The following is a 26,629-nucleotide window of genomic DNA, read 5'->3' as shown; positions in this document are numbered from 1 at the left end:
TCAACGCATTTGAACAGCTCTTTATCTAAGACCTTGCGACGGCAAGGCCTTCACCTTCATTCACCGTGATGAGCAGGATTATTCCGACAATGAAGAAGAGTCCAAGGGCCAGGATGCCGGATTGCAGCCCACCGGTAAAATAGATGGCAGTCCCATAAACAAGCGGCCCAAAGACTGATGCGACCTTGCCGCTTACCGAGAAAAACCCAAAGAACTCCGCCGAGTGTGCGGATGGTGTAAAGAGCGCCTGCAGTGAACGCGCTGCAGCCTGACTCCCCCCCATCACCAGACCGACCAGAATGCCAAGCAAGTAGTATTCCGTCCGCATATCGAACAGCCAGCCGATCTTGTAAGCCCAGAGAACAACTGCCAGCCAGACCCATAGCGAGAGGAGCAGTGTCCGCCGGTTGCCGATGCGGTCTGCCAGATAGCCGAATATGAGCGAACCTATAAGCGCTGTTCCCTGGATCATGATAAAGAAAAGCACCAGTTCACCGGCTTCCATCCCAATCACCTGGGCTCCGAAGATCGATGCCATCACAATCACCGTCTCAATACCGTCATTGAAAAAGAGATAGGCGATCAGGAAACGCGCCAGTTGTCGATAGCGGCGCACCTGCCGGAGCGTCTCAATGACCCTTCGCCAACTCAGGAAGGTCAGCCGGACAATGCCCACATTCCGTTTCGGCTTCGCCTTATCGCGCACCCATAAAAGTGTTGGAAGCGTAAAAATACCCCACCACAGACCCGAGACCGCTACACAGGCCCCTACACTAAACGGCTCCGGGCCAAAGCCAAGCACTGACGGTTTCTGAAGCATAAGCAAATTCAATACCAGACAGAGTCCGCCTCCTACATATCCCACCCCCCACGCCAGTCCCGATATACGGCCATAGGTTTGCGCCGTACCAAGATCTACCAGAAAAGCATTATAAAAGACAAGCGCGCCGGCAAAGCCGAAATTGGCAACTATGAAGAGCAGCGATCCGGATCCAACTTCCCCCTCCCCCACCAGGGAGAGCCCCAGGGTTGCGACGACACCTATATAGGTGAATAGACCCAGCATCAACCGGCGCCAGCCAGCCTGATCCGCAATGGCTCCCAGTATTGGAGAGGTGATGGCCACCAACCCGGTCGAGAGGGCGACGATGTAACTCCAGACTGTCGCACCATTTAGACGGACTTCCTGTCCAAAGAAGCGGAACAGCGTCCCGGATTCGCCGCCCGCGACGACCTCTGAAAAATAGCGGTTGAAGATCACCGCCAGGACCGTCGTTGCGAATGCCGAATTGGCAAAGTCGTAGGAGACCCAGCCGAGGATCGGTCGGGTGAGCCATTCAGGACGCTTCATAAGCACCCCAAAACGGCCAAAGCCCCGGATTGACGGGGCTTTGTCTGTCCTGCCTTATAGAGGTTGGTCATATACCTGCAGGATTGAACCCTTAACGGGCAGGCAGTGAGGGTGGCGGGGATCGAACCCACGACCATCGGCTTAAAAGGCCGGTGCTCTACCAGCTGAGCTACACCCCCGATATGTATGTTGCTTGAACCCAATCTATCGGAAAGGGGGTGATTCGGAACTACTGAACCACATCCCGGCCATTTTCCCTGACAATCGTCTCGGCACGGTCGCTGCCCACGGAGACGATTTCCACCGGAGTGCCGGTCAGTTCCTCGATGCGTTTGATGTAACGCTGTGCCTGCAAAGGAAGATCGGAGAAGTGTCTGAGGTGCGATATAGGCTCGCCCCACCCCGGCATCTCCTCAAGGATCGGTCGGCAGGAACCTATCACACGGGTTTCAGCCGGGAATTCTTCTATCCTTCGCCCGTCGTATTCGTAGCCATTGCAGATACTAATCTGATCGAAGTGCGATAGGACATCGAGTTTCGTTAAAGCCCAGGACTCTATACCGTTAACCCGTGCAGCATAACGCGCCATCACTGCATCGAACCATCCACAGCGACGCGCCCGGCCGGTCGTAGATCCAAATTCATCGCCGGCACTGCGAACCCGGGCATTCAATTCGGCGTCAAACTCCGTTGGAAACGGACCCTGACCGACCCGAGTTGTGTAAGCCTTGATCACGCCTAACACCCCATCGACCCGGGTCGGACCGATGCCGAGCCCGGTCATGGCTCCACCAGCCGTAGGGCTGGAGGAAGTTACGAACGGATAGGTCCCCCAATCGACATCGAGAAACGTCCCCTGAGCACCCTCGCAAACGACCTTTAAACCGGCATCGATGGCGTCGTTCAAGTATCGCGACACATCCTTGACCAGAGGGTCTATCCGGCGGTCGAATTCGATATAGTAGTTGATCACCGTATCCCGGTCGAGGGCCGGCTCGCCATGAACCTGCTGAATCAGTCGGTTCTTGGCAGCCAGATTGGAATCGAGTTTTTCTACGAAGAGGTCGCGGTCGAGCAAATCGACGATGCGGATTCCGGTGCGGGTATATTTGTCGGTGTAAGCGGGACCGATACCCCGACCGGTTACACCGATTGCCCGGCTGCCAAGTGACCGCTCGTTCAACTCATCCAACACTTTGTGATACGGCATAATGAGGTGAGCCTGATGGCTCACAAAGAGCCGTCCGACTACCTCGATACCGGCAGTCTCAAGTTGCTCGATCTCCTCAAGGAGTTGCGCCGGGTCGATGACACAGCCGGCTCCCAATACGCAGACGCAGTCGGGATGCAAGATACCCGACGGTATCAAGTGCAGGATATATTTGCGACCTTCCAGGACTACCGTGTGCCCGGCGTTGGCGCCGCCCTGATAGCGGGCTGCGATATCGGCCTGGCTGGTCAGTAGATCGACGATCTTCCCCTTGCCCTCATCCCCCCACTGTCCGCCGACAACAATCGTTACCGGCATTAAGGTACCGACCTTTCGCTCACGACTTGGCTTTGATCCGCTTGGCGAGCGGCTTGCCGGTCCGCTCGGTGTAGTCTATCAGGATTGGCGCTGCGATGTAGATGCTCGAGTAAGTCCCGACCAGAAGACCGATCAGCATTGCCAGTGCAAAACCATGCAACACCTCACCACCATTATAGAAGAGCACTATGACTACAAGGAGAACCGTTCCACTGGTAATGATCGTGCGAGCCAGCGTCTGGTTGATTGAATTGTTGACCACTTCCTTGACAGGATGATCTTTGAAGCGACGCAAGTTCTCTCGTATCCGGTCGAAGGTTACAATTGTGTCGTTGACCGAGAATCCAATGAGAGTCAAAAGCGCGCCGACGACGGTCATCGAAATCTCGTAGTTAAGGAATCCGAGAACCCCGATCGTAATCAGAATATCGTGCACCAGCGCTATAATCGCTGCGATGCCGAAGACCAGATCGAACCGCCACCATAGGTAGAGGATGATGAGTCCCCACGAAACAAGGAGTGCGAGCATCGCCTTGCCTCGCAGTTCGGCGCCGATGCGGGGACCAACCAGTTCTATGGAGCGCACATCGAAGGTGTAGCCGGGATAATCCTCACGAAGCACCTTGAGGAGGCGACTTATCGGGTCCCTGCCGTCTCCTGATAGTATCCAAACTTGATCGCCCGTCTCGGTTGCATATCTGATAGCCTCCGGATTGTCGATTTCGACCGTCCGTAATAGACCCGATAGAACCGCTTCAGAAAGTTCTGTCGAAACTGCGACATAACTGCGCCCTTTGAGCCTTTCCAAACCGGTCTGGTTCAACTGATTGTCGGGAACAACCTGCCACTCACCGGAATGCGTCTCGTCAAGGCGGGCGCGGATAAGTGCTTCCGGTGGCTTGAAGCGCGTCTCCTCCTTCATACGAATGAGGAGATCTTCACCCTCCGCCGAGCGGCTCGTCTTCACCTCGGATCCGGATATGCCGATCTTATCGAGAGAGCGGCGCATCATCTCCTCGTCAAGCGGAGCGGCGCCTTGAGGCGCATGGGAGCGAAGCAGCACCGCGAGTCCGCCGGTGAAGTCGATGGAGTAGTTCGGTCCGCCGCGCAAGACCAGCGATACCAGTCCTGCCAGGATAACGATGCCGGAGAGCGTCATCCAGAAGTGGCGCTTGCTTTGAAAGTCGATGTTTGTCTTGCCGATGAAGCGAATCATTGGATATGTCTCGGATCGTTAGATGCTTAGGCTGGTCAAGGTGCGGCGGCTGGCAATCCAGTCATAGACCAGCCGCGTGACGAAAACCGCCGAAAAGAGATTGGCGACCAGTCCAACGGCCAGCGTAACCGCGAATCCGCGCACCGGGCCGGCGCCGTATTGGAGAAGCACCAAAGCCGCAATCAGGGTCGTAACATTGGCGTCGAGAATGGTTACGAAAGCCCGATCATAACCGGCCGAAATGGCATGCCAGATGGTCTTGCCGGACTCCAACTCCTCCCTGATGCGCTCAAAGATCAGCACATTGGCATCGACTGCCATTCCGATCGTCAGCGCTATGCCGGCGATGCCGGGCAGTGATAGCGTTGCCCCGAGCCCGGCAGCACCGAAGATGGCGAGTCCGGCAAAGAGCAGCAGGATGTTGAGCAACAGCGCTATATTGGCTATGACGCCGGAGAAGTGATAGTAGAAAATCATGAAGACCATGACCAACACCCCTCCGATGATGGCAGAGGACATCCCCTTGCGTATAGAGTCGCGTCCAAGACTGGGCCCTACGGTGCGCTCCTCTTCAATAACGACACTGGTCGGCAGCGCACCAGCGCGCAGCACGATGGCGAGGTCGTTAGCTTCCTCAACGCTGCTCGTGCCTTCGATGATGGCCCGTCCGTCGGGTATCTTCGAGCGAATGACCGGCGCCATATAGATATTATCGTCAAGGACGATTGCCAGCCGCTTGTCGATATTGGCACCGGTCACACGGGCAAACTTGCGTGCGCCTTGACGATTGAGACTCAGATTGACGATCGGCTGCCCGGCGCGTCCAAAATTGTCACCTCCACCGCCAATTGTCACCATCGCATCGGATAGCGCTCCACCGGTTAACTCGGCATCGCTCTTCACCATGTAGAGCAAGTGATACTCCTGCCCGTCACCGGCTGCCACCGGCTGCGCCGACCAGAGGAACTGAATCCCCGATGGGATCGCACTTTGTGCACGAGGATCAGACAGCAGATTGCGAACCGATCGGACCGATCCCGAAGCCACCGCCATGTCGTTCCCGATGCCGCGCAGAAGTCCGGTGAACGGTGTTGCACCCTCGCCGATGTCCGCCGCTGCGGTAGTATCTCCGGATGACGATTCACCCTCCATCGCCTTGGAAAGGTCAATCGCTTCGGCTGTATCGGTCCCTGCAGTCGCAGTTGTCGTGTCGGTAATGTTCGTCGAGGTTATTCCCGAAGCCAGTGCCTTGTCTATCCCCCTCAAGATGTCATTGGCCTTTTCGGGCTCCACGAGAAGTTTGAACTCCAGGAGAGCGGTTCGCCCGATCAGGTCTCGAGCGCGCGCCTGATCCTGAATGCCGGGCAATTCAAGCACTATCCGGCGGCTGCCTTGCTTGGCAATAGTCGGCTCCGACACCCCGAACTGGTCTATTCGGTTCTGCAGGATCTCGAGCGAACGGTCGATGGCGTCGTCAGCTTGCTTGATAAGATAGCCAATGACCGTGGCGTTCGACTCCCCCGCTTCACCGAAATACTGTGAGAGTTTCACCCCTTCCGCGTCGAAGACCGTGGTTACTGCTTCTTCGAACGTTATCTGGGGGTTGTCCGATAACTGCCGGTCGAGCGTGGCAAGCATACGGTCGAGACGGGCATCCCGCTGCCGAGCCAGATTGCGCATCAATTGGACAATATCGACCTCCAGGACAAGGTGCATACCACCCTGCAAATCGAGACCCTGCTTGATGGCTGCCTTGCGACTGGCTATCATCTTGTCCCGCAGTTCGGTTTGAAGAACCGATATGCGGCGCTCAACTTCAGCCTTGTCGGATGGTTCAAGTGTACTGGAATGGAGCCGGTCCAGGAGCGGCGAGTCAGCGCGATAGAGACTCTCGATGACATAGGCATAGGAGACGCCCATTTTCTGAGCGATCCACTGCGCCTCGCGCTCCTCCTGGCTGCGCAATTGATTGTAATGCAGCGTCGGATAGAGATAATAGCCCGCCACCAGCAGCACTATGAGCACAACGATGGCGCGGGTGCGCAAGTTCTTCGGTTTCATTCCAGGTGTTCCACTACCTTGGTCGTTTGAGGGCAAGCGAACAATATATCAAGGCTGCTTCCCAAAGTCAACTTGATGAGGGCTCATTAGCCAGTGAGCCGTCGTTTCGATCACATCTTGAGGCGTTATCCGCCGCAGGCAATGGAGGTGTCCCCATTGTGGACATCGCTTGCGTCCGTGGTCGGTGCAGGGCCGGCACCATAAATCGATCCCCAGGGCTCTCGCCCGTTCGGTCGGCGGAAAGAATCCATAACGCTGTGTCGTCGAGCCATAGATGACGACCTGACAGGCACCGACGGCCGTTGCCAGATGTGCCGGTGCAGAATCGCCGCTGACCAACAAACGCGATTTGCGAATGACCTCCGCCGCTTCGAGGGGTGTCAACCTGCCGGTTAGGTTGAGGGACGGTTCGAGCGCAACTGCATCGCCGCAATCCCGGTCGCCGGGGCCGCCGATGATGACCGAGCGAATCCCATAAGTATCCCTAAGACCTTGCGCCAACTCCCGATAGGATTCTGTTGGCCAGGCTTTGGTTGTCCACACCGAAGCCGGCGCGAGCACAACAAAATCGCCTTCAGTCAGACCAAGTCGGACAAGGGTGCGTCTCGCAGAGTCCAACGCCGCCGTATCGGATGGCAACTCCGGCAGCGGGTCAAACGCTGAATCAGGGGCAAGCACCTGCAGGAGCATCGTGTTGCGTGCACCTTCGTAGGCAAAACGATCGTATTGCACTCTATGAGTCATAAAGAAAGCCCCACCTCCCCGGTTGAACCCTATCCGGATAGGAATGCCACATCTCTTGAGCAGCAGTCCGGTGCGATAAGAGCGATGCGGCGTTAAGACCAGGTCGAATCTTGCAGACTTTATCTCATTCGCCAATCTCTGCCAGTCAGCATCTGTTGCGGTGCGCTTGTCGATGAGGAACGAGCGGTCCACCCAATCCTTCACCACCGGTTCAGTCTCAGGCAGCGTTAGTGACGCAACCTCAACTTTCGGGAACAGTTGCCGAAGTCCCTTAAAGAGCGACGTCGCAAGGACGACATCGCCGAGGAATGCCGTCTGAACAACAAGCACCCTGCCTCCCTCGTGCTGCAGTTGCCTTGCCGTTCGCTGAAGATCGTAGTTCAAGCCTCAAGGAAATGTTTCGCCAGGCCCGCCACCCGTTCAACTGAGATTTGCTCCATGCAGAAACAGCCGCCGCAGGAGCCGGGTTTACATTCTGAGCAAATCGGGAGATCAGGCATAAGCGCCCATTCCGGATGACCGTAGGGTCCCCATCGCGAGGGAAGACAATCGGCAACCGGGGGATAGAGACCTATGGCTTTGCCGCCGAGCGCTACCATTAAGTGCAGCGGGCCGGTGCTTGCCGATACGAAGAGCGCAGCCCAATTGAGTATGGCGGCGAGCGTCAATAGGTCAGTTCGGCCACAGAGGTTGATTGCGCCATAGCGTGAAGAGGCTGCGATGCAGGATGACGACTCGGTCTCGAGTCCGGTTACGACCACCGCATCAAGCCCCATCTGTTTCAGACGACCGGCCAGGAGTGAAAAGTATTGCGGCGGCCATTCGCGCGCCGAACCGCCGCTTCCGGGATGGAGCACTGCGAAGGCATCGCCTTCCTTTAGTCCGGTCGATCGCAGGAGTTCTGCCGCCTGATTGCGAGCCCGTTCGGGCAGGTGTAGAACTGGAAACTTCGCTTCGCCAGTCAGTCCTATATGGTGCAGAAAGTCGAGATTGAGATCGGCTTCGTGCCGGTCGCTGTTGCGGCGGCTGAGGGGAATGCGGTCACTAAAGAGCGGCGAATACCACCTTCGCGAGGTGCCGAAACGCCGCTCAATCCTGGCCTTGGATAAGGTGCGGGCGTTGTGGTAGGTTGGGCGAAGGCAGAATGCCGCATCGATGCCCATCGTCAAAAGTGCCATCAAGGCTTCATCGCCGCTACGGTCGCCTCCGGCAATGACCCCGGTAACCTCTTTAAGGCAGTTGCCGAGCGGAGCCACACCTTTAGCGAGCCAAAGATAAATCTCCGCATCGGGTAGTTGCTCTCGCACCAATCTAACTGCTGGAAGTGCCAGAATGGCGTCGCCAAGCCGGTCGTTGCGAACAATCAAAACCTTACGCCAGGCGGGATCGATCATCTCGCGGCTGATATACTATATGATGCGCCTGCCAATCGATCGGCCCACCCCGTCATAGCCTCTCGTAAAAGCATTGCACATTCGAGGTAGGTCTCGGATCCGGATTGGTAGGGGTCGGGGATTACCTCAATGCCGATCGACTCGCCCATCAGCCGAACCCGCTCGCCGATCTTACTTGAAAACATTATGATCCGCTCTCGATGACGTGGTGTAGCCGCGAGGATCAGATCCATGCTCTCAAGCAATTCTATGGTCGCACGCCTTGCCCGGTGATGGCTTAGCGCAAGCCCCCAGGAGGAAGCAACGGCAGCCATTTCAGGGGTTGCGCCATCTTCCGGCATCGCATCGAGACCGGCCGATGAGACCTCGAAGCCTATCAGATTTCGTTTATCAAGTATGTGTCTTAACAGCACTTCAGCAATAGGAGAGCGGCATATATTGCCGCTGCAGAGGAGGAGGATATTGATCGGAGAGGCGGCTTCAAGAAGGGCTTTTTCAACCCGCTCCGGGCAGGGTCCGGGACGAACGACGCTGTAAGGTGTCGAGATCGTGTCGATGACTGTCGAAGCGCGATGATAGGTCGTCGTGCCGCCGTCCAGAACAATCCGAACATCATTCAACAATCTCGAATCTATTGCCGCAAATGAGCTTGGTTCAGGGCGCCCGGTTCGGTTGGCACTCGTAGCCCAAATAGGCGCCTCGAGGTCACGGGCAAGCGTGACAGGAACCGGGTGCGCCGGTATCCTCACCCCTATACCGCCTGAAGATCCGGCGTATATCGCAAGCAAATTGTTGGCGGCTGGAAGTATTAAGGTGATAGGACCGGGAAGAAGCGATACGGCAAACCGCCGACGACGGAGATCAAGCGGACCTAACACCTCCTCAACTTGTGAAAGTCCCGCAAATGCGGCTGCATAGGGCGCACTTCGTCCGCCTTTGACAAGGTCGAGCCGCTTTAGCACGTCGTCATCAAACGCTCGTCCCATAAGACCGTAAACGGTCTCGGTCGGAGCGATGATCAATTCGCCGGATCGAAGCGCCTCCAGCGCCAGCCTCAAGTCCGCATGAACGACGATCTTCTTTTCGCCGGAAGGCTTGCGGCTCACCAGTCGCCCGTCAGGCCGTTGATCAAATCGAGGGCAATCCGGTCGATGGCGCGGTCGATGCCTTCTTTTCGCTCATCGGGAGAACCGGTTCGATACGGGTAGTTGCCTTCCCCTACCAGAGTCCCGGCCCAGAGCGGCTCGGACTGACCCGGTCGTTCAAGGCGGACGTCCAACGTAACCACGATCTGACGCTCGGTTACCGACTCATCCCGTTGATAGGTAAATGGTCGATCGTCGAACGACGTGATCGTTCCACGCAATATGGCATCTGCGGCGCCGGATGTGGTGATCTTTAAGACCCGATCGCTTAGCAGGCGCGTGATCAAGGCTTCCTGAATTGCCTCACGCAGGCCATATTCGGCTACCCGACTGTCGAAGGGTTCGACTGCGATGGTCTTGATGCCGCTGATGCCCTGCCCGCGAAAAGAATAAATCCCGCAGCCGACAAGCAGAACCAGGACAACCTTAAGTGATGCCGCTCTCACTCGAGGCCGTATCGTTTGATCTTTCGATAAAGCGTGCGCTCTCCGATGCCGAGTGCTAATGCGGCGCGGCGACGGCTGCCTTTGAACCGGTCGAGGGTGCGTTGAATTTGATCTCGCTCAAGGTCGTCGAGGGGCTGCAGTTCTACATCTTCGAATGAGTCCAACGGATAGCGCACTTCACCGTTTCGGTGCTCCATCTGGGCAGTCAGCAGGCTCTTGATGGCGGCCATTTCGGCACGCAGTTCAAGAAGTGTGCGATAGAGAAGTTCCCGTTCCGTCTCCTCGGTTGGACGCGACACCAGAACCGGAAGATTCCTGGCATCTGATCCAACGGAGAGCCGTTCCAGAATCTGCTCATCGTCGATGTTCCGGGTTGTCGTCAGTGCAACGAGACTCTCGACGAAGTTCTTCAGTTCGCGGACATTGCCGCGCCAGTATTGACGCTTAAGCACTTCAACGGCGGCCGGTGTCAGTTGCACTTGTCGGATCCGGTTTCGCTCCGCGAATTCGTGTATGAAGAGTTCTGTAAGTAGCGGAATGTCTTCACTGCGCTCCCGGAGCGGTGGAAGATGGAGTTGGACGGCCTTAAGGCGGTAGTAAAGGTCCTGACGAAAGCGCCGGCGGCTCACTTCCACACTGAGATCGCGATTGGTCGCAGTTACAATGCGGACATTAACGCGGATCTCCTCGCTGCCTCCGACGCGCAGAAAGGTCCCGGTTTCGAGAACGCGCAGCAATTTCACTTGTACCGCAAACGGCATCTCCCCTATTTCGTCGAGGAAGAGCGTCCCCCCGTCAGCCATCTCAAAGTATCCGCGGCGACGTTGTTCTGCAGAAGTGAACGAGCCTTTCTCGTGACCGAATATCTCGCTTTCAAAGATGCCTTCGGGAATTGCACCGCAGTTCAGGGTGATCAACGGACCCTTGGCACGGCGGCTCAAGTGATGAAGCGCGCGGGCAACAAGTTCCTTGCCGGTTCCGCTCTCGCCGGTAATAAGGACTGAGATGTCGCTTGGCGCCACCTGTCGTATTAGTCGTTTCAGTTCTTCAATGAGTGGCGACTGGCTGACCAGAGAATCGAGTACGCCTGCACTATCCGCAACAAGGTCGCTGCCTCCAACACCGAGTGAGCGAACTCTGTCGATCGAACGGCTCAAAGGATATTAGCCTCTCGAACTCTAAAGAAGTCCACTGTCCTTGCCAGACCGTCTGACAAAGTCACTGCTGGAGCCCATCCCAAGGTCTTGTATGCCAGGCTGTAATCGATAACGCTGCGACGTTGTTCGCCTTCGGCGGGGGGGCGATGTTGACGGATTGTCTTGCCACCGGTCAGTTGGTTCAAGTGCTCGTAAAGTGCGACAACATCGGTTTCGATAGCGGTTCCGATATTGAAGATATGAAAACCATCAAGTCGAGCCGCCCGGATGTTGGCTTCAGCGACATCGCCGACAAAGACATAATCGCGCGTCTGAAGACCGTCGCCATTGATGTAGGTGGCAACGCCCTTCAGCATCCGTTCTGAGAAGATCGCCACCACGCCGGCTTCGCCGTGTGGATTCTGCCGAGGGCCATAGACGTTGGCATAGCGGAGACAAACGACGTTGATACCATATTGAATGTGGTAGTAATAGAGATAGCGTTCGACTGCGAGTTTTGCGACGCCATAGGGTGAGATTGGTCGTGCAGGGTGCTTTTCGTCCGCCGGGAAGTAATCCTGCTCGCCGTAGATCGCTCCACCCGTGGAAGCAAAAATGATCTGGCGAACCCCAGACCTTTGGCAATGCTCCATCAACCCAACCGATCCGGCAATGTTGACCAACAGGTCACTTAGCGGATCGCGCACCGAGACTCGAACGTCGATCTGGGCGGCATGATGGATCATAATGTCAAATCTCTCGTTAGCAAAGAGCTCCTCGACCTTCATATCGCGGATGTCGGCTTCGACGAACCGAGCGTCCTTGGGAAGGTTTCGTCGGTCGCCGGTCGAGAGATTGTCGACGATCGTAACCTCAGCGCCGTCCTTGATGAACCTGTCAGCGACATGAGAACCGATGAATCCGGCTCCGCCGGTGATCAGTACGCGATTCAATGAAGGCCTATATCTATTCGGTGGAACGCACCATCAAACTTCACCTTTGTGACGCCGGCGAGCGCCTTTTGCCGTGCCGCATCGATACTGTCGCCAAGCCCGGTGCAAGCAAGGACTCGTCCACCCGCCGTCAGCAGTCGCCCTGCTTCCGCCTTGGTTCCGGCATGGAAGAGCAACAACGACTCGTCGGTTTCCGGGAGTGATGTTATCACAATGCCCTTTTGATAGTCGCCCGGGTAGCCTCGCGAGGCTGCCACTATCGCAACCGAGCAGCCCCGCTTTGTGATCTTTCGCCAGTTGCGCGGTGCCAGACCTTTAGACTTCATCCACAATCTGAGTTCGCCCTTTGAAGCCGCAAGGAGGGTTTCCAACAGGTCGAACTTCAGCAGTGGCAGGAGGGCTTGCGCTTCCGGATCGCCGAGCCGGGCATTAATCTCAAGAACGGCGAAAGAACCGTCGGAGAGCACCATTAGTCCCGGATAGAGGAACCCTCGAAACGGCGTCCCCAAGTCGGCAAGGGCTTTCAAGACCGGGCTGACAACCTTGCGAGCCATCTTTTCATAGAGCGCATCGGGAATATCCGGAAGTGGCGCCACGACGCCCATCCCGCCGGTGTTGGGTCCTTCGTCGCCGTCGCGGGCGCGCTTGTGGTCGCGCGAAGGGGGCAAGAGAAGGTAGTCCGTCCCGTCGCAAATAGCGGTCAGGGAGACCTCCCGTCCGGGCAGGAAGTCCTCCACTACAATTTCACTGCCGGCTTCGCCGAATTTCCCATCTTCGAGCATAATGCGAGCCGTCTGAATTGCCTCCTCGACCGAGTAGCATACGACCGCGCCTTTGCCAAGGGCTAAGCCGGAAGCCTTGACCACCACCGGCGCACCATGCTGAAGAATGAAGGACTCAGCCGCAGCCAGTTTGGTGAACGATTGGTATCCTGCCGTCGGAACACCGGCTTTAACCATTAGGTCCTTTGCAAAGGCCTTCGAGAATTCTATTCGGGCGGCAGCAGCGGACGGGGCAAATACCGGATGCCCGGCAGCGGCTATCAGATCGCCGAGACCGGCTGCAATCGGATCGTCCGGCCCAATCACGGTTAGTGCAGGTCTGACGCGATTGAGATAGGTAGTGATCTCTTCGAAGTCACGCGCCGGAATAGGCTCATTATGGGCGACTGCATGAGTCCCACCGTTGCCGGGCAGGCAGTGCACCTCAGGCTTCAGACGGCTTCGCGCCAGCGCCCAGCAGAGAGCGTGTTCCCGACCCCCGGATCCTATGACGACGACCTTCATTCTTCTATGATATAGCCATTGATGACTTCGTCAAGTTCGATCAATGTTATGTCAACCTCACTGTCGTTGCGCAAGCGATGGACTTCGCCGATCGCACCTGGGCCAAAACTGACAGCCACGACAAAACCTCTCGACTTGCCTTCTCGTTTCATAGCCGCAACGAAGTTGTCGATGACGTTACGCCCAATGCGCTCGGACTTCTTGATTTGAACCGGATGCTGGCGAAAGTAGGTGTAGCCGTCTATCCCGAGGTCGGCGGTCTTACGACGTGAGGCATAACAGTGAAGTTTCTTCAGCACCCAGGTCTGGAAGTCGAATGGCTGTAAGCGGAGGGCATCCTCGGTAGTGGTCGGCATTCCTATGATGCGCGATTGATTAACACCCAACTTAGCCAAGCGCTCCTTAACAAGTTCGATGGCGGTGTAGGAAATGTCGATCCCGATCCACTTGCGACCCAGTCTCTGCGCAACAGCAAGCGTTGTTCCGCAGCCGCAGAAGGCGTCGAAGACGAGGTCGCCATCTTGGGTTGAAGCCCCTATGATATTCTCCAGAAGTCGCTCTGGTTTCTGAGTGGGATAGCCAAGCCTTTCGCCGGCTGATGGAGCAATCGGTTGTATCAACCAGACATCATCAGGGTGTTTGCCCGTTGGATGAAGCTTCTGAATTCCGTAGTCTCGGCCGCCGCGAACATTGCCAATCTTATGGGCAAAGCGCTTGATAGTCGGTTCGGCATAAGGTAACCTGACGGTGTCGGGATAGAACCTTATATCCGGTGATTTCCCATAGAAATAGATGTTGTCATGGCGTCTTCCAAAGTAGTTTTTCGACACCCCGCCGCCTCGGTAATACCAGATGATCTCGTTCTGGAAGCAGTTAGTTCCAAATATCTTATCCATTAGAAGTCTAATGCGGTGCGACGCATGCCAGTCACAGTGGACGTAGATCGAAGCGTGCGGTTTCATAATCCGCCGCAGTTCACGCAGCCGGACGTCCATAAACGATACGTAACTCTCCATCCCCCCTTCCCAGATGTCCTCGAACGACCTACGCTCGGCTTCGTCACCCCATATCACTGCGTAGTTGCGGTTCGAAAAGAAGGGTGGGTCGATATAGACCAAATCGACGCACTCGTCCGGGATGTAGTTGCGCAGTATATCGAGGTTGTCGCCGCAGAAGAGGCTATTTTCCCACTGCATAGGCCTTCTATCTGAACTTTCGTATCTGTCTCTTCGCCGACTCGGCCGAGATCCCTTTGAGCGCATAGAGTTCGTCGCGCAGTTCGGCGGCGCGTTCAAAGAGCAGTTGCTCGGATGCCAACGCCATTTCCCTGGTCAGCCGTTCGATCAGTTCCTCTTTCTCAAACTCTGTTAACGCATCGCGGCGCGCCAGTTTGGCAATCTTTGAGACCTTCCCGTCAGCTGCCGAGGTTTGCCTTAGTATCTCCTCTACGCTCTTGCGGATTGTCTCCGGGACAATGCCGTGCTTTCGGTTGTATTCCCCTTGAGCGGCCCGACGGCGTGTGGTTTCGTCAATTACCTTTTGCATCGAGTCGGTGATCTTGTCGGCGTAAAAGATCACTTTACCGGCGGCATTGCGTGCCGCCCGGCCCGAAGTCTGCATCAATGACCGCTCGCTGCGCAGAAAGCCTTCCTTATCGGCATCGAGAATCGCCACCAGCGACACCTCCGGCAGGTCAAGACCCTCACGAAGCAGGTTGATCCCAACCAGAACATCGAACTCGGCAAGACGAAGATCGCGCAAAATACCTACCCGGTCGAGGGATTCGATTTCGCTGTGCAGATAACGCACCCGAATGCCGGCTTTGGAAAGATAGTCGGTCAGGTCTTCCGACATCCGTTTGGTGAGGGTCGTTACCAGTACCCGCTCACCTCGTTCAACTGAGACGCGTATCTCTTCTAAAAGGTCGTCGATCTGACCCGCCGATGGATGAACGACAATCTCCGGATCGACCAGACCGGTCGGGCGAATAATCTGTTCCACTACCACACCGCCTGACTTCTCCAGTTCATAATCACCCGGCGTTGCGGAGACAAATATCACCTGTTGCGCCTTCGCTTCCCATTCCTTGAGCGTCAGCGGCCGATTATCGAGCGCCGATGGCAATCGAAAGCCATATTCCACCAATATCCGCTTCCGCGACTGATCGCCCCCGATCATTCCGCTGATTTGCGGCACCCCGACATGCGACTCATCGACAATTAACAGGAAGTCCTTGGGAAAGTAGTCGAACAACGTGAAGGGAGGTTCTCCAGGATGACGACCGGACAGGTGTCGGGAGTAGTTCTCGATCCCGTTGCAGAAGCCGATTTCCCCTAACATCTCAAGGTCGAATCGGGTCCGTTGTGAAAGGCGCTGCGCTTCAAGCAGCCGGCCTTCCCGCTCCAATTCAGCAGTCCGGTCTTTCATCTCTTCACGTATCGCCTGCATTGCCTCTTCAAGCCTTAGCGGAGTCGTGATGAAGTGTTTGGCCGGGAAGATAACAGCTCGCTTAAGGCCTTCGGTAACTTCGCCGGTCAATAGATCGACCCGGCTCACCCGAACCACAGTGTCGAAGTCGAGTTCAATCCGCAGTCCATAGTCGTCATATGCCGGATGCACCTCGATCACGTCGCCCCGCACCCTGAATGTTCCGCGGGCGAAGTCGAAGTCGTTTCTTGAGTAGTGTATGGAGACGAGTTTCTCCAGCGCCTCCCGTCGTGTTACCTCCTGCCCCACCTCGAATATCAGCAACTGCGCCTTATAGTCTTCCGGCGAGCCAAGCCCATAGATCGACGAGACCGAAGCCACGATTACACAATCGTCCCGCTCCATAAGCGACGACGTCGCCCTTAGCCGCAGTTTGTCGATCTCGGCGTTGATCGAGGTCTCCTTTTCGATGTAAACATCGCTCGACGGAATGTATGCTTCAGGTTGATAATAGTCGTAATAACTGATGAAATACTCCACTGCATTGAACGGAAAGAAGCCCTTGAACTCACCATAGAGTTGTGCTGCCAGAGTCTTGTTGGGTGACATGACCAGCACCGGACGCCCCCAGTTGGCAATCACATTGGCTATAGTGAAAGTCTTGCCCGAGCCGGTCACGCCGAGCAGAGTCTGGAACTTCTCGCCCGACTTAAGGCCTTTTAATAGCAGTTCGATGGCTTGCTGTTGATCCCCCCGGGGCCCAAAGTCACTCACCAGTTTGAACAGTTGGTTCATTACATTATCGAAACTATTTCTGCCCTGGAAGACCTAAGAAGTCGCGCATCACATAGCGCGCGATGTTGGGGTTCTCCTTGAGCCGGCGCGTCGAATAGGCATACCATTCCTCGCCGAACGGGACATAGACCCGCATGCGATGCCCCGCGTCGATCAAGATTTTGCGCAGTTCCGGCTCCACACCAAGCAGCATCTGAAATTCATACCGGTCTGGCCGCAGTTCCAACTTCCTTATAATCCGCAAGGCATGCCAGACGGTCTCCTCGCAATGTGTAGCGATGCCCACATAACATCCTCCCTCAAGTAATTCCTCAAGTAGCATCGCATAATTCCGTATAATTATAGCGCGATTCTTATAGGCTGTCTCACGTGGTTCATTATATATTCCCTTGCAAAGCCGCAGATTAGCCTTATGTTCGATCAACTGCCTGACATCTCTTTCGGTCCGCCTAAGGCAGGCTTGGATGACGACGCCTACGTTATCATAGCGCTTCCGCAAGTGGTAGTAAAGGTCAAACGTAGCATCGGTGCAGGTGCGGTCCTCCATGTCGATGCGAAGGAAACTCCCGGTCGAAGAGGCATGCGCAAGTATGCCTTCAACGAGACTGTAGCAGAGCCCGGAGTCGATGCGTAAACCCATGTGGGTCGGTTTGAGCGATATGTTGGCATCGAGCCCGGCAGCCTTAGCGGCGTCGAGGATGCGGTGATAGATTTGTGCTGCGTCCTCGGCATGCCTTGCTTCGGTGGTCTCCTCGCCCAGTAGATCGATGGTTGCCATTGCGCCATTCGCGTTCAGACTTATGACGACGGCAAGGGCATCCTCCAGTTGCGATCCAGCAATGTAACGGGAAGCGACCCGGCCTACCAGTCGCTTCGGAACGACCGGCATTCCGGATATGATGAGACGATCGAGCCAACCCATAGTCCCTATTATTCCGTCAGCAGTATTGGTGAAGATTAGATTGACTGAGCCGTCTGGTCATGCGAAACTATCTTGCGTCTGCTTCATCAGGGCCTCAATGTGCAACTGATCCCGCTTGCGACCGGTTGCAGCGGCGATCTTACCGGCCTCGTCAAGCAGCACTTTCGCGCGGCTTTCATCTTTGCCACGATTCAAGATATCTCGGGCGAGGATAAGCGACGATCGTATGACCGCCTCCGAATCCCCGATTTGGCATGCATCTTCGAGCGCGCCTTCAAGCGTTGCCGAAGCGCCGCTCTGCTTGAGTTCGATCCAGCCAAGGCCGATCCGGGCATTTACCATTCCGACTTTGCCCTTGCCGGCGGTGGATGTTTCCAACAAATCCGAGAAGAGAGTCGCCGCTTCCTCAAGCCGATCCGATTCCACAAGCAAGAATCCCAGATGGCGGTGGGCATAGTCGGCGTTGACTTTATGACCGACTTCAAGTGCGATGACGCAAGCATCCCTAAGGGCTTGCTCGGCTCTTTCGAGATGGCCTTGATGCTGTTTGGCAACCCCTTGGCAGGTCATTATCCATGCCATTTCAGCGCGCATACCGGTCTCGGATGCCAACTGCAGAGCCCTCTCGAAGTGCGTCAATGCAGTGTCATACTCGCCCTGCAGTGAATAGAATTCGCCAATGTGCCCAAGCGAGAAGAGTTGCCCTCGCTTGTAGCCCATCATTTCTTCTACCGCCAACTTCTCCTTGAATAATGCAAAGGCGCGTTCGCTCTCCCCACGGGATTGATAGAGTACCGCGAGATTTCCCATATTGCGGGCGATCATCTCTTTGGATCCGATCTTGCGAGCCGTTTCAAGTGCCTCCGAGTAACACTCCAACGCTCGCCCAAAGTCTCCTCGCTGGTGATGCAAAACCGCAAGGTTGCCAAGGTTAACCGCCTCGGACTTGAGATTCCCTGAAGCCCGGTCCAACTCTATGGATGCCTCGTAGCAATCGAGAGCCTTGTCGATATCCCCCAACGCCTTATGCGCCAAACCGCAATTGGTGAGTGCCATCGAGCGCCCTTTGGCATCGCCAAGCCGATCGGCTTCCTGACTGCCCTGCTCGAAGTATCCCAGTGCAGTCCGGTAGTCATTCTTTAGAAAATTGAGAATCCCAAACTTGCTCAAGACGGTGATGCGACCGAAGGGATGATTTAGCCCCTCTAAAAGCGTCAGGGCTTCCTGCGCGACCTGTTCCATCGAGGCGAGATCGCTCGTCTTCATATAGTATTGAGCCAGATTGTCGAGGGTGTTGACCTTGCCCTTTAGATCGCCGGTCAAATCGGCTACCGTGAGCGACTCGTCGAGGTCTCGCTTCATTAGGTGGAGTTTACCGAGAACCGCAGCCACTTTGGCGCGCATCGTCAGAAGTCGGTATCGCCCTCGCGCATCGCGCTCCACCGGCGATCGCTCAATAGCGCGGGAGTAATGTAACTCTGCGCTTTCGTTGGCATAAAGGTCGAACGCCTTGTCTCCTGCCATACCGAGATATCGTGACGCCCTATCGTCATCGTCAGATTGATAGAAGTGGCGCGCCAATTCTTCAACGCGCTCAGTAATACCATCCGGATATAGCCGCTCCAGGCAGAGTCCGACCCTGCGATGATACTCCCGTCGGTGCGCGAAGAGCATGCTGTCGTAGGCAACTTCCCGCGTCAAGATGTTCTTGAAAACGTAGTTTAAAATATCGGAGTCGAACTCCGCCAGCAGCATGTCGAGACTCTGCAGTTCCTCAATGGTATCCTGAAGGCGTTGTTCATCAGTATCAACCGGATAGGAGCCCTGCACAATCTCGCGGGTGAACTGACGTCCCACGACTGCGGCAACCTTGAGCGTCAATTGCGCTTCCGGCTTGAGGCGGTCGATCTGGCTCATGATGAGGCCGTTCAGCGAGTCGGGCACCTCAATTTGATCCAGATCACCCGTTCGAGCGGCGCGGATGCCATCATCCGAAGGCACAAGTGCGAGCGTCCCACTTGCCATCAGGTTACGGTTAAGTTCCAGCAGGAACGCTGCATTCCCGTGCGCAGCGTCGAAGATGAACCGCATCAGGTCTTCGTCAATGCTCGTCGCGCCTAACTGCATAAGCAGGAATTCCCGCGATTCGTCGAACGTGAAGTCCGGAACGTGGATGCTAACTGCCGCTTCGTGCCCCTCGATTTCCTTGATATAAGGCGAGGTGAATTCACGGCTGTAAGCCCGTCGCGCAATAATCAGCAGGATTGGCGCTCCGGCAATATTGCGCAGGAGATAGGCGGCAAGTTCAAGCGAGTTACGGTCGATCCACTGGGCATCTTCGATCAGGATGGCTGCCGGAATTCCCGACCTGGTGTCGCTGCCGGTTGTCGAATAGCGGAAATATTGCACCACGAAGTCGAAGAGGTTTTCCTGGCGCAGGAGGGCATCGAAGTGGGTAGTGATCTCATTGTCAGGGCAGGCAATACCCAACAGTGAGGCAATGATGGGCAGACGGAAACTATGTTCGGGGTCGATTTCTCTGACAACGGTATCAAGCCGGTTCAATGCCGCTTCGCCGCTGCCGGGAGGGATCGCCATCATCCCGCGCAGGATCGATATCCATACCAGATAGGGAGACTGCTTGGCATAACTGAGCGCTTCCCCGGCTCCTATCAGGAAGCCCCGCTCATGTAAAGTTGTTATACACTGCCGAAGAAGGCGGCTCTTGCCGGAACCGGCATCGCCATGCATCACCAGGACACCGGTCTCTCCGCTTGCAACCGAATCTACTATCCGAGCTATCTGTCGCCGCTGCATATCCCGACCGATCATCGGCGAATCTGACGCCGCTTGCGGCTTGGCAGCGGAGCGTAAACCTAATGCTCTATATACCGGAAGGGGTTGCTGAATACCCTTGAACTGCACATCGATAGGTCCCTCAAGTTCAAACGGCTCACCGGCTCGCTTGACGGTCGCTTCATCTACCCATAACTCCCCAACCCGGCTATGCCCCATTAATCGCGCCGCCAGATTTACGGCGCGACCCATTACGGTATATTCCTGCCGGACCACCGAGCCAACCTCACCCGAAAAGACTACACCGGTCGCCACGCCTACCCTCGGCGAAACCCCCAGCGATTTCACGATGTCGTTTTCCGCCACCAGTTCGAGCCCGCAACGTAGCGCCATCTCCTCGTCGTTCTCGTGAGCCTCCGGGGCACCGAAGGTAATCAGCACCTTTGAGCCTTTATCCCCCATATCGACCTTGTTGATCGACCCGCCATACTTGCGAACTACTCCATGAACCCAACTGTAGAGTTCCTGCAACTGCTCGCCTGCGTTCGACGCCGATTCGTAGTCGAGCCCCTGTACCGACAAAAAGACCACACTAACCCGGCGAATCTCGCCCACCGAATCAAGCCCTAAAAGCAACCGGCGGTAGATCGCTGCATCGACAAAGGCACGGGCATGATCCGGTGCGTTATCAGGCAGACTCGCCGGCTTTCTTTGTCGCTCGATGAGATCGCCCAAAGGCTTGCTGCGGAGGAAACCGCCTTCAAGTAACTCACCGGGATAGGAATCGAGCATCGCTGCGTCGGGCGAGAGAATGACCTCGCCTGATTTCCCGTGATGCTCAGCTTCGGCAGCACTATCGAGCGGCAATCCCGCCAGGAGACAGTCGCGGCTGCCACCTTGAGACTCAACAAGCCGGTATAACACATCCCCCGAGGCAATACCGATCTTCATTCCCAATGTGAAGATGCCGCCCTTGGTCTCAATCCGGTCAAAATCGGCCATTGCATCTTGCAGATTCCAGCAGGTCGCAAGGGCCCGGCGGCAGGTGCTTGATACCGCTTCATCCACCTCCACCGGAAAGAAGATCGTCATCGCGTCGCCGCCAAACTTTCCGACGAACCCGCCACCGCTGTGGATACGTGATATCATCGCGGTAAAGTAGCGATTCAGGATGCCGGTCAACGTTTCAGCGCCTTCCTTGCCTATGGATGCCAGTTGCTCGGACATCGCCGTGAATCCTGAGACATCGGCAAAGGCGACAATCGCCGGGAAGCGACGCTCGGTCGTCCCGTCGATGACCCACCGGAGCAGATAAGCCGGGACGAAGGTGACGGCTTTTTCGGGACCGGTCACCGAAACGCCTCAATGCCGGTAAGATCGGCGCCTATCACAAGCGTGTGGATGTCGTGAGTTCCTTCATAGGTATAGACCGACTCGATGTTGACCATGTGGCGCCCGGACTGAAACTCGTAGGTGATGCCCGCCGCGCCCAGTATGTCCCGTGCCATGCGAGCGATCTTCAAGGCTTGAAAACAACCGTTGCGCTTCGCCATTGAGACCATCTGATGAGTTGCCTTGCCGGACTGCTTCAGTTGTGCAAGGCGGAAATTTAGCAACTGCGCCTTGGTGATCTCGGTCGCCATGATCGCCAGTTTTTCCTGCACCATCTGAAACGAAGCAATCGGTTTGCCAAACTGAATGCGCGACAGCGCATAACGGCGCGCTTCGTCATAGCACGCCATTGCCGCGCCGATTGTGCCCCAGGCGATGCCATAACGTGCTTGCGTTAAGCAGGAGAGCGGCAGCGACAAGCCTTCACCGTTAGGAAGCAGCGCCTCAGACGGGAGACGGACATCCTCAAAGACGAGTTCCGAAGTAACCGAGGCGCGCAGTGACCACTTCATTTTCGTTTCCGGCGCCGTGAAGCCGGGGGTCCCCATCTCCACGATGAAACCGCGCACGACGCCGTCCAATTTCGCCCAAACAACGGCAAGATCGCAGACCGTTCCGTTGGTGATCCACATCTTGGCGCCATTTAAAATGAACCCCTCCCCATCGCGCTCGGCGCGGGTGATCATTCCGCCCGGATCCGATCCGAAGTTCGGCTCGGTCAACCCAAAACAGCCTATCAACTCGCCTCGCGCCAGTTTCGGCAAATACTTCCGGCGCTGTTCCTCAGATCCGTAGCGATAGATCGGATACATTACGAGAGCCGACTGCACCGAAGCGAAACTGCGCAGACCGCTGTCGCCGCGCTCCAGTTCCTGCATCATAAGACCATAAGCGGCTTCCGTTGCGCCCGCTCCCCCGTAAGTCTCGGGCAGAGTAGGCCCAAAGAGACCCATCCCGGCCATTTGCGGAATAAGGTGGTTTGGGAACTTGCCTTCGTCAGCATAGCGGCCGATAATCGGGATCACCTCGCGGTCAACCCACTGGCGAACGAGATCGCGCACCATACGCTCGTCCTCCGTCAGCAGTTCGTCGAGGTTGTAATAGTCGAGGGCGTGGTAGGTGGTTTCCATAAGGGAATGATAATGAAAATGTTAATGAAAACTCAAGATTACTGGGGGAGGAGAGACTGATACCTACTCTAACAATAAGTTAGCGTCTGTGTCCGTTACAGACAACCCAGGAGTCAGCGTCTGTCAAAATGACAGAACGAAAGGGGCAGCTAAACGGACTGCCCCTTTCAATTGTCAGGCTGCTTTGCTCATCGAATTGGCGCCGGTCAAAACGTAATAATCCAGTCCACCGCTGCCTGTGAGTAGGGATCGCGGTCCTGCCAGACTCCATTTGCCCCTTTTTGCGCTTGATAGGTCGTCAACTGAAAGGATATAACGAAGTGGCTTTTCGGCGGGCCATAGAGGCAGTCGATTCCAAGCAGCAGCAGCGACTCGCCGCTCTTGCCGCCATAGGCACTGCCCAACATCTTCTCATCTTCCACCGGCTGATAGATGTCGTAGCGGCCAATGGCTTTCAGTCGTTCGTTCAGGTCAAAGTGACTGAAGAATGACAACGCCGATAGACTCGCCTCGTAAGACTTTCCCGCTATCGTCGTCTTAACGTCCGGGTAGGCCTTGCGATAGTAGTCTATGCCCAGCCGTAAGCCTTCCCATTGCTGGACGGCCAATAGGCCAAGCGATGTCCGAATGCGCGGTTCTCTGTCCGGCGAAGGTGTCCGGTAACCCGCTTCGGCGTCGCCGGACAGTTCAAGGAGCAACGACGGCGTTCCCGCTATGGGCATGAACCCGACAGACCAGGCGACCTTCTTGTAACTATCCGCCTCCGGCGCCTTAAAGCCGCTCCCGTTGGAGATGAGCAGTCCCATACCGACGCGCTCGTGAATCTGCCCCGTCCAGCCAATGCCAACGTCAGTTGTGGCATGGGTCTTCAGCCCCCAAGCCGTTGCCAGGACGGTATTCTGAACGGTTTCGCGAGCCGGGTAGAGCACCGGACGGTAGCCCCACGCCTCCTCGCTTCGGGCGACAACCGGATTGCCTTGCAGCCCGACGGTGATAGAATGGGGGAACGGTGACTTGAAGCCCGCCTTCAGAAAAGCGAATTTGGCGATCGGGGTGATGTTGCCGGTGCCTTCAGCCTCAAGCGTTGTCCGATAGGACCACCTCTCGTCGAGGCTGCCTGTTAGCGTAAAGTGGATTCGCTTGATCTGGAAGGCGTTGGCATTCCCGTCACCGCTTAGTTGGTAATTGCCCGTTGCGGGAGCGCCGGCTACGGCATGCCAGTAGGATGCCCAGACCAGCCCCGAGACCTTCGGTGCAGGGGGGGCATCCTGACCGAAAGCGACCACTGCGATGAGGAGCATGGCAGCGGTAATAGTCGTCGATTTGTTTCTCATTTTCCTATGCGATTTATTTATTGGAAGGTGGTTCCATTATTAATCGGGGCATCAAATAGTAGCATCAGTAGGACGGACATTCTTGTCCGTCCAAAGGGCAGGCAGGAATGCCTGCCCTACTGGAGAATACCACAATTATCTGCACCCATTAATAAGACAGTAAATGATGCACGGAGTAATTTTAACGCGCAAATATCTTCCCCGGATTGAATATGCCGTGAGGATCGAGTAATTGCTTGATGCGGCGTCCATAGGATATCAGTTCAGGGCTATGCTGCCAGGGAAGATAGTCCCGCTTCGTGACCCCTACGCCATGCTCGCCGGTAATGGTTCCGCCAAGGTCGATGGCTGCATGAAGGAGCGATTCGAAGGCCTGCCTTGAGCGTTCGCGCTCTTCTTCATCTTCCTTGCGATAAAGCACTACCGCGTGGAGATTCCCATCACCGGCGTGACCATAGCAAGGGATTTGCAGTTCTGTCTCAGCTGAGATTAGATAGACACGTTCCGCGAGTTCGGCAAGTCTATCGCGGGGCACTGCAATATCCTCGTGAATCTTTCCCGTCGAGAGGCGAATCAAACTCGGGCTGATGCTGCGCCGCAGTTGCCAGAACTGCTCCCGGCGCGCATCCGATGCAGCCTCTTCCATACCGGCAGTCAGTCCCTTGAGGGCGCGCCGCACCTGGCCAAGTTGCTGTATCACCTCGTCTGCATCTCCATCGACCTCTATCAAGAGCATTGCACCGGTGCCTTCGGGCACTTCGATCCCGGCAAAAGAGGATGCGGCTCTAAGTGCCGATCCGTCGATGTATTCGAGGATAGAGGGGACAAGATCGGCACCCAGGATCGCTTCGACACCTTCGAATGCTGCCTTCGATGATGCAAACCATGCCGCGAGGGTAGCTCGCTGCGGCGGTAGTGCTATCAACTGAAGAGCGACACGGGTAATGACTCCCAGCGTCCCCTCACTCCCGATAAGCAACGGAGTCAGATCGGGCTCCCGATGCTCGATAGACCATATGCCCGTAGTTTGCAGGTTGCCCTCGCCGTCGATAAACTCGAGGCCGAGGACATAGTGCGACGTCACACCATACTTGAAACAGCGCAGGCCGCCGGCGTTCTCCGCAACGTTCCCGCCGATGGTGCTCACTGTGTAACTTGAGGGGTCGGGAGGATAGAATAGACGCTTCTCCGCCGCCGCCGTCTGCAAGTCCGAGGTGATCACGCCCGGTTGGACGATCGCAATCTTTTTGACTTCGTCGAGGGATTCGATCGTCCGCATCTTCTCAAGTGAAACGACGATCCCTCTTTCGACCGGAACGCTGCCTCCCGACAGCCCGGATCCCGCACCGCGAGCCACAACCGGACGGCTTTCCTCCAGGGCGGCTTGAACGACGATCCGGATGTCATCGGTCGTCTCGGCAAGAACGACGGCCTCCGGCAGTGCCCGCTCCCTGGTCGCATCCATCCCATAGAGGATCAGGTCCTCCGGCTTATCGAGTACCTTTTCACTGCCTAATCGACGCTTAAGCAGCCGGTTTGGATCGCGGCTCCGTAGGAAAATCATAGTAAGCCCGGTCCCACCATCACCAGGATTGAACCGGCCAAACCTAACATTATCCCAATGACTTTTGCTGAAGTAACCGGCTCGCGAAGGAAAATCGCCGCCAATATGAAAATGAAGACACTGCTCAGTTGCTGCAATGCCGATGCCACTGAGACCGGGGCGAACTTCAATCCACCCAGCCAGGGCAAAAGCGCCAGATAAGCCCCCAGAAACGACCCGCTAATAGTGCTGTTCCAACGACTGTTGCGCAATATGCTGCCAAAGATAACTTGTCTCCCCGGTAGCAAAAGCGTGAATAGAACCAATATGGTCGTTCCGGTAGCGAGACGCACTTCACTTACCCAGATCAGCGGCAGTTGGGCAAGATAGGGCTTCATCAGGACGATGCCCATCGCTGACGTAGCATTGGCAAGAACGCCGAGCAGTATGCCCCACCTTAAACGCCTGCGAGTCATTCGGTGCGCCAATGACAGATCACCGTCGGGTACTACAGTTCGAGCGCTCCTCAACCCAGTCCCGGTCAGTAACACAGCCGCAACGATCATAACTACCCCTAACCACTGCAGGGGGTGAAGAGTTTCGCCCAGCCTAAGGTGAGAAAGTCCGATGATTAATGGACTGTAGAGGCAGGCAATGATCGCACTCCGTTCGGCGCCAACCATTTGCAGGCTCTGGAAGAGCAATGTGTCGGAGATTGCGATACCAAGCAGGCCGCTTACCATGATCGTCAGCAATACCTTGGGCTCAACCTCAATCCAAATCGGCGCACCGATAAGCAGTGCCGTCGGAATGAAGAGCACAAAGGCAAGGACGTTCTTGAAAATGTTGAGCGCAAGCGGATGGACAGTCTCACCGCTGCGCTTGAAGAGTATAACCGCGCTGCCCCAGAAAAGGGCTGTTAGAAGGCTGAGCAACGCGCCGAGGTGTTCAGGAGTCAGGGTCTGATCCCGGAAGGTGGCGCGTCAACCTCCTGCATTCGGTTACTGGTATCTGTTACTGCTAGTGGGAC

Annotated in this window: 19 protein-coding genes and 1 tRNA gene; all 20 read right to left on the bottom strand. The window is 56.1% G+C overall.

What is annotated here, in order from left to right; all coding sequences use genetic code 11:
* Window positions 1–25 precede the first annotated feature (25 nt).
* Window positions 26–1,351, bottom strand: a complete 1,326-nt coding sequence (locus tag FJY67_01310; protein MBM3328097.1) for an MFS transporter — start codon at window positions 1,349–1,351, stop codon at window positions 26–28.
* Between the two features lie 106 nt (window positions 1,352–1,457).
* Window positions 1,458–1,530: transfer RNA gene (locus FJY67_01305), tRNA-Lys, on the bottom strand.
* A 50-nt stretch (window positions 1,531–1,580) separates the two neighbouring features.
* Window positions 1,581–2,879, bottom strand: a complete 1,299-nt coding sequence (locus tag FJY67_01300) for an adenylosuccinate synthase (protein MBM3328096.1) — start codon at window positions 2,877–2,879, stop codon at window positions 1,581–1,583.
* A gap of 19 nt (window positions 2,880–2,898) precedes the next feature.
* A complete protein-coding gene (gene secF / locus FJY67_01295; GenBank protein ID MBM3328095.1) occupies window positions 2,899–4,095 on the bottom strand; it encodes a protein translocase subunit SecF in 1,197 nt (398 codons plus the stop codon).
* Window positions 4,096–4,113: 18 nt separating this feature from the next.
* Window positions 4,114–6,156: a protein translocase subunit SecD gene (secD, locus tag FJY67_01290; GenBank protein ID MBM3328094.1), complete on the bottom strand. Its 2,043-nt coding sequence runs from the start codon at window positions 6,154–6,156 to the stop codon at window positions 4,114–4,116.
* A 48-nt stretch (window positions 6,157–6,204) separates the two neighbouring features.
* On the bottom strand, window positions 6,205–7,284 hold the full coding sequence (locus FJY67_01285; protein MBM3328093.1) for a glycosyltransferase family 9 protein: 1,080 nt from the start codon (window positions 7,282–7,284) through the stop codon (window positions 6,205–6,207).
* Window positions 7,281–8,294, bottom strand: coding sequence for a glycosyltransferase family 9 protein (locus FJY67_01280; GenBank protein ID MBM3328092.1), 1,014 nt, complete (start codon window positions 8,292–8,294; stop codon window positions 7,281–7,283). The genes FJY67_01285 and FJY67_01280 overlap by 4 nt, the downstream gene beginning before the upstream one ends.
* The gene (locus tag FJY67_01275) at window positions 8,291–9,400 is read right to left on the bottom strand and encodes a threonylcarbamoyl-AMP synthase (protein ID MBM3328091.1); all 1,110 of its coding nucleotides are present in this window, start codon (window positions 9,398–9,400) and stop codon (window positions 8,291–8,293) included. The genes FJY67_01280 and FJY67_01275 overlap by 4 nt, the downstream gene beginning before the upstream one ends.
* Window positions 9,397–9,945 (bottom strand): hypothetical protein, encoded by a 549-nt coding sequence (locus FJY67_01270; GenBank protein MBM3328090.1) that lies wholly within the window; start codon window positions 9,943–9,945, stop codon window positions 9,397–9,399. The genes FJY67_01275 and FJY67_01270 overlap by 4 nt, the downstream gene beginning before the upstream one ends.
* Complete coding sequence (locus FJY67_01265) at window positions 9,882–10,958, bottom strand: sigma-54-dependent Fis family transcriptional regulator (protein MBM3328089.1); 1,077 nt, start codon at window positions 10,956–10,958, stop codon at window positions 9,882–9,884. Before FJY67_01265 ends, FJY67_01270 begins: the two co-directional genes overlap by 64 nt.
* Before the next feature lie 80 nt (window positions 10,959–11,038).
* Complete coding sequence (locus FJY67_01260) at window positions 11,039–11,974, bottom strand: NAD-dependent epimerase/dehydratase family protein (GenBank protein ID MBM3328088.1); 936 nt, start codon at window positions 11,972–11,974, stop codon at window positions 11,039–11,041.
* Window positions 11,971–13,260 (bottom strand): phosphoribosylamine--glycine ligase, encoded by a 1,290-nt coding sequence (purD, locus tag FJY67_01255; protein MBM3328087.1) that lies wholly within the window; start codon window positions 13,258–13,260, stop codon window positions 11,971–11,973. The genes FJY67_01260 and purD overlap by 4 nt, the downstream gene beginning before the upstream one ends.
* Complete coding sequence (locus FJY67_01250; GenBank protein ID MBM3328086.1) at window positions 13,257–14,522, bottom strand: hypothetical protein; 1,266 nt, start codon at window positions 14,520–14,522, stop codon at window positions 13,257–13,259. The genes purD and FJY67_01250 overlap by 4 nt, the downstream gene beginning before the upstream one ends.
* Entirely contained in the window at window positions 14,464–16,482 is a 2,019-nt protein-coding gene (gene uvrB / locus FJY67_01245; GenBank protein MBM3328085.1) for an excinuclease ABC subunit UvrB, read from the bottom strand. Before uvrB ends, FJY67_01250 begins: the two co-directional genes overlap by 59 nt.
* A 13-nt stretch (window positions 16,483–16,495) precedes the next feature.
* Window positions 16,496–17,404 (bottom strand): proline dehydrogenase, encoded by a 909-nt coding sequence (locus FJY67_01240; protein MBM3328084.1) that lies wholly within the window; start codon window positions 17,402–17,404, stop codon window positions 16,496–16,498.
* 57 nt (window positions 17,405–17,461) lie between these two features.
* Window positions 17,462–21,553, bottom strand: a complete 4,092-nt coding sequence (locus tag FJY67_01235) for a tetratricopeptide repeat protein (GenBank protein ID MBM3328083.1) — start codon at window positions 21,551–21,553, stop codon at window positions 17,462–17,464.
* Window positions 21,550–22,722 (bottom strand): acyl-CoA dehydrogenase, encoded by a 1,173-nt coding sequence (locus FJY67_01230; protein MBM3328082.1) that lies wholly within the window; start codon window positions 22,720–22,722, stop codon window positions 21,550–21,552. The genes FJY67_01235 and FJY67_01230 overlap by 4 nt, the downstream gene beginning before the upstream one ends.
* Window positions 22,723–22,928: 206 nt before the next feature.
* Window positions 22,929–24,056 carry a hypothetical protein gene (locus FJY67_01225; protein MBM3328081.1) on the bottom strand — a complete coding sequence of 376 codons (1,128 nt, stop codon included), beginning with the start codon at window positions 24,054–24,056 and terminating at the stop codon, window positions 22,929–22,931.
* Between the two features lie 181 nt (window positions 24,057–24,237).
* Window positions 24,238–25,620 (bottom strand): FAD-binding protein, encoded by a 1,383-nt coding sequence (locus tag FJY67_01220; GenBank protein ID MBM3328080.1) that lies wholly within the window; start codon window positions 25,618–25,620, stop codon window positions 24,238–24,240.
* Window positions 25,617–26,534, bottom strand: coding sequence for a DMT family transporter (locus tag FJY67_01215; GenBank protein MBM3328079.1), 918 nt, complete (start codon window positions 26,532–26,534; stop codon window positions 25,617–25,619). Before FJY67_01215 ends, FJY67_01220 begins: the two co-directional genes overlap by 4 nt.
* Window positions 26,535–26,629 lie beyond the last annotated feature (95 nt).

This window comes from Calditrichota bacterium, assembly GCA_016867835.1.
Lineage (GTDB): Bacteria > Electryoneota > AABM5-125-24 > Hatepunaeales > Hatepunaeaceae > VGIQ01.
This window is presented reverse-complemented; position numbering and strand designations above follow the sequence as displayed.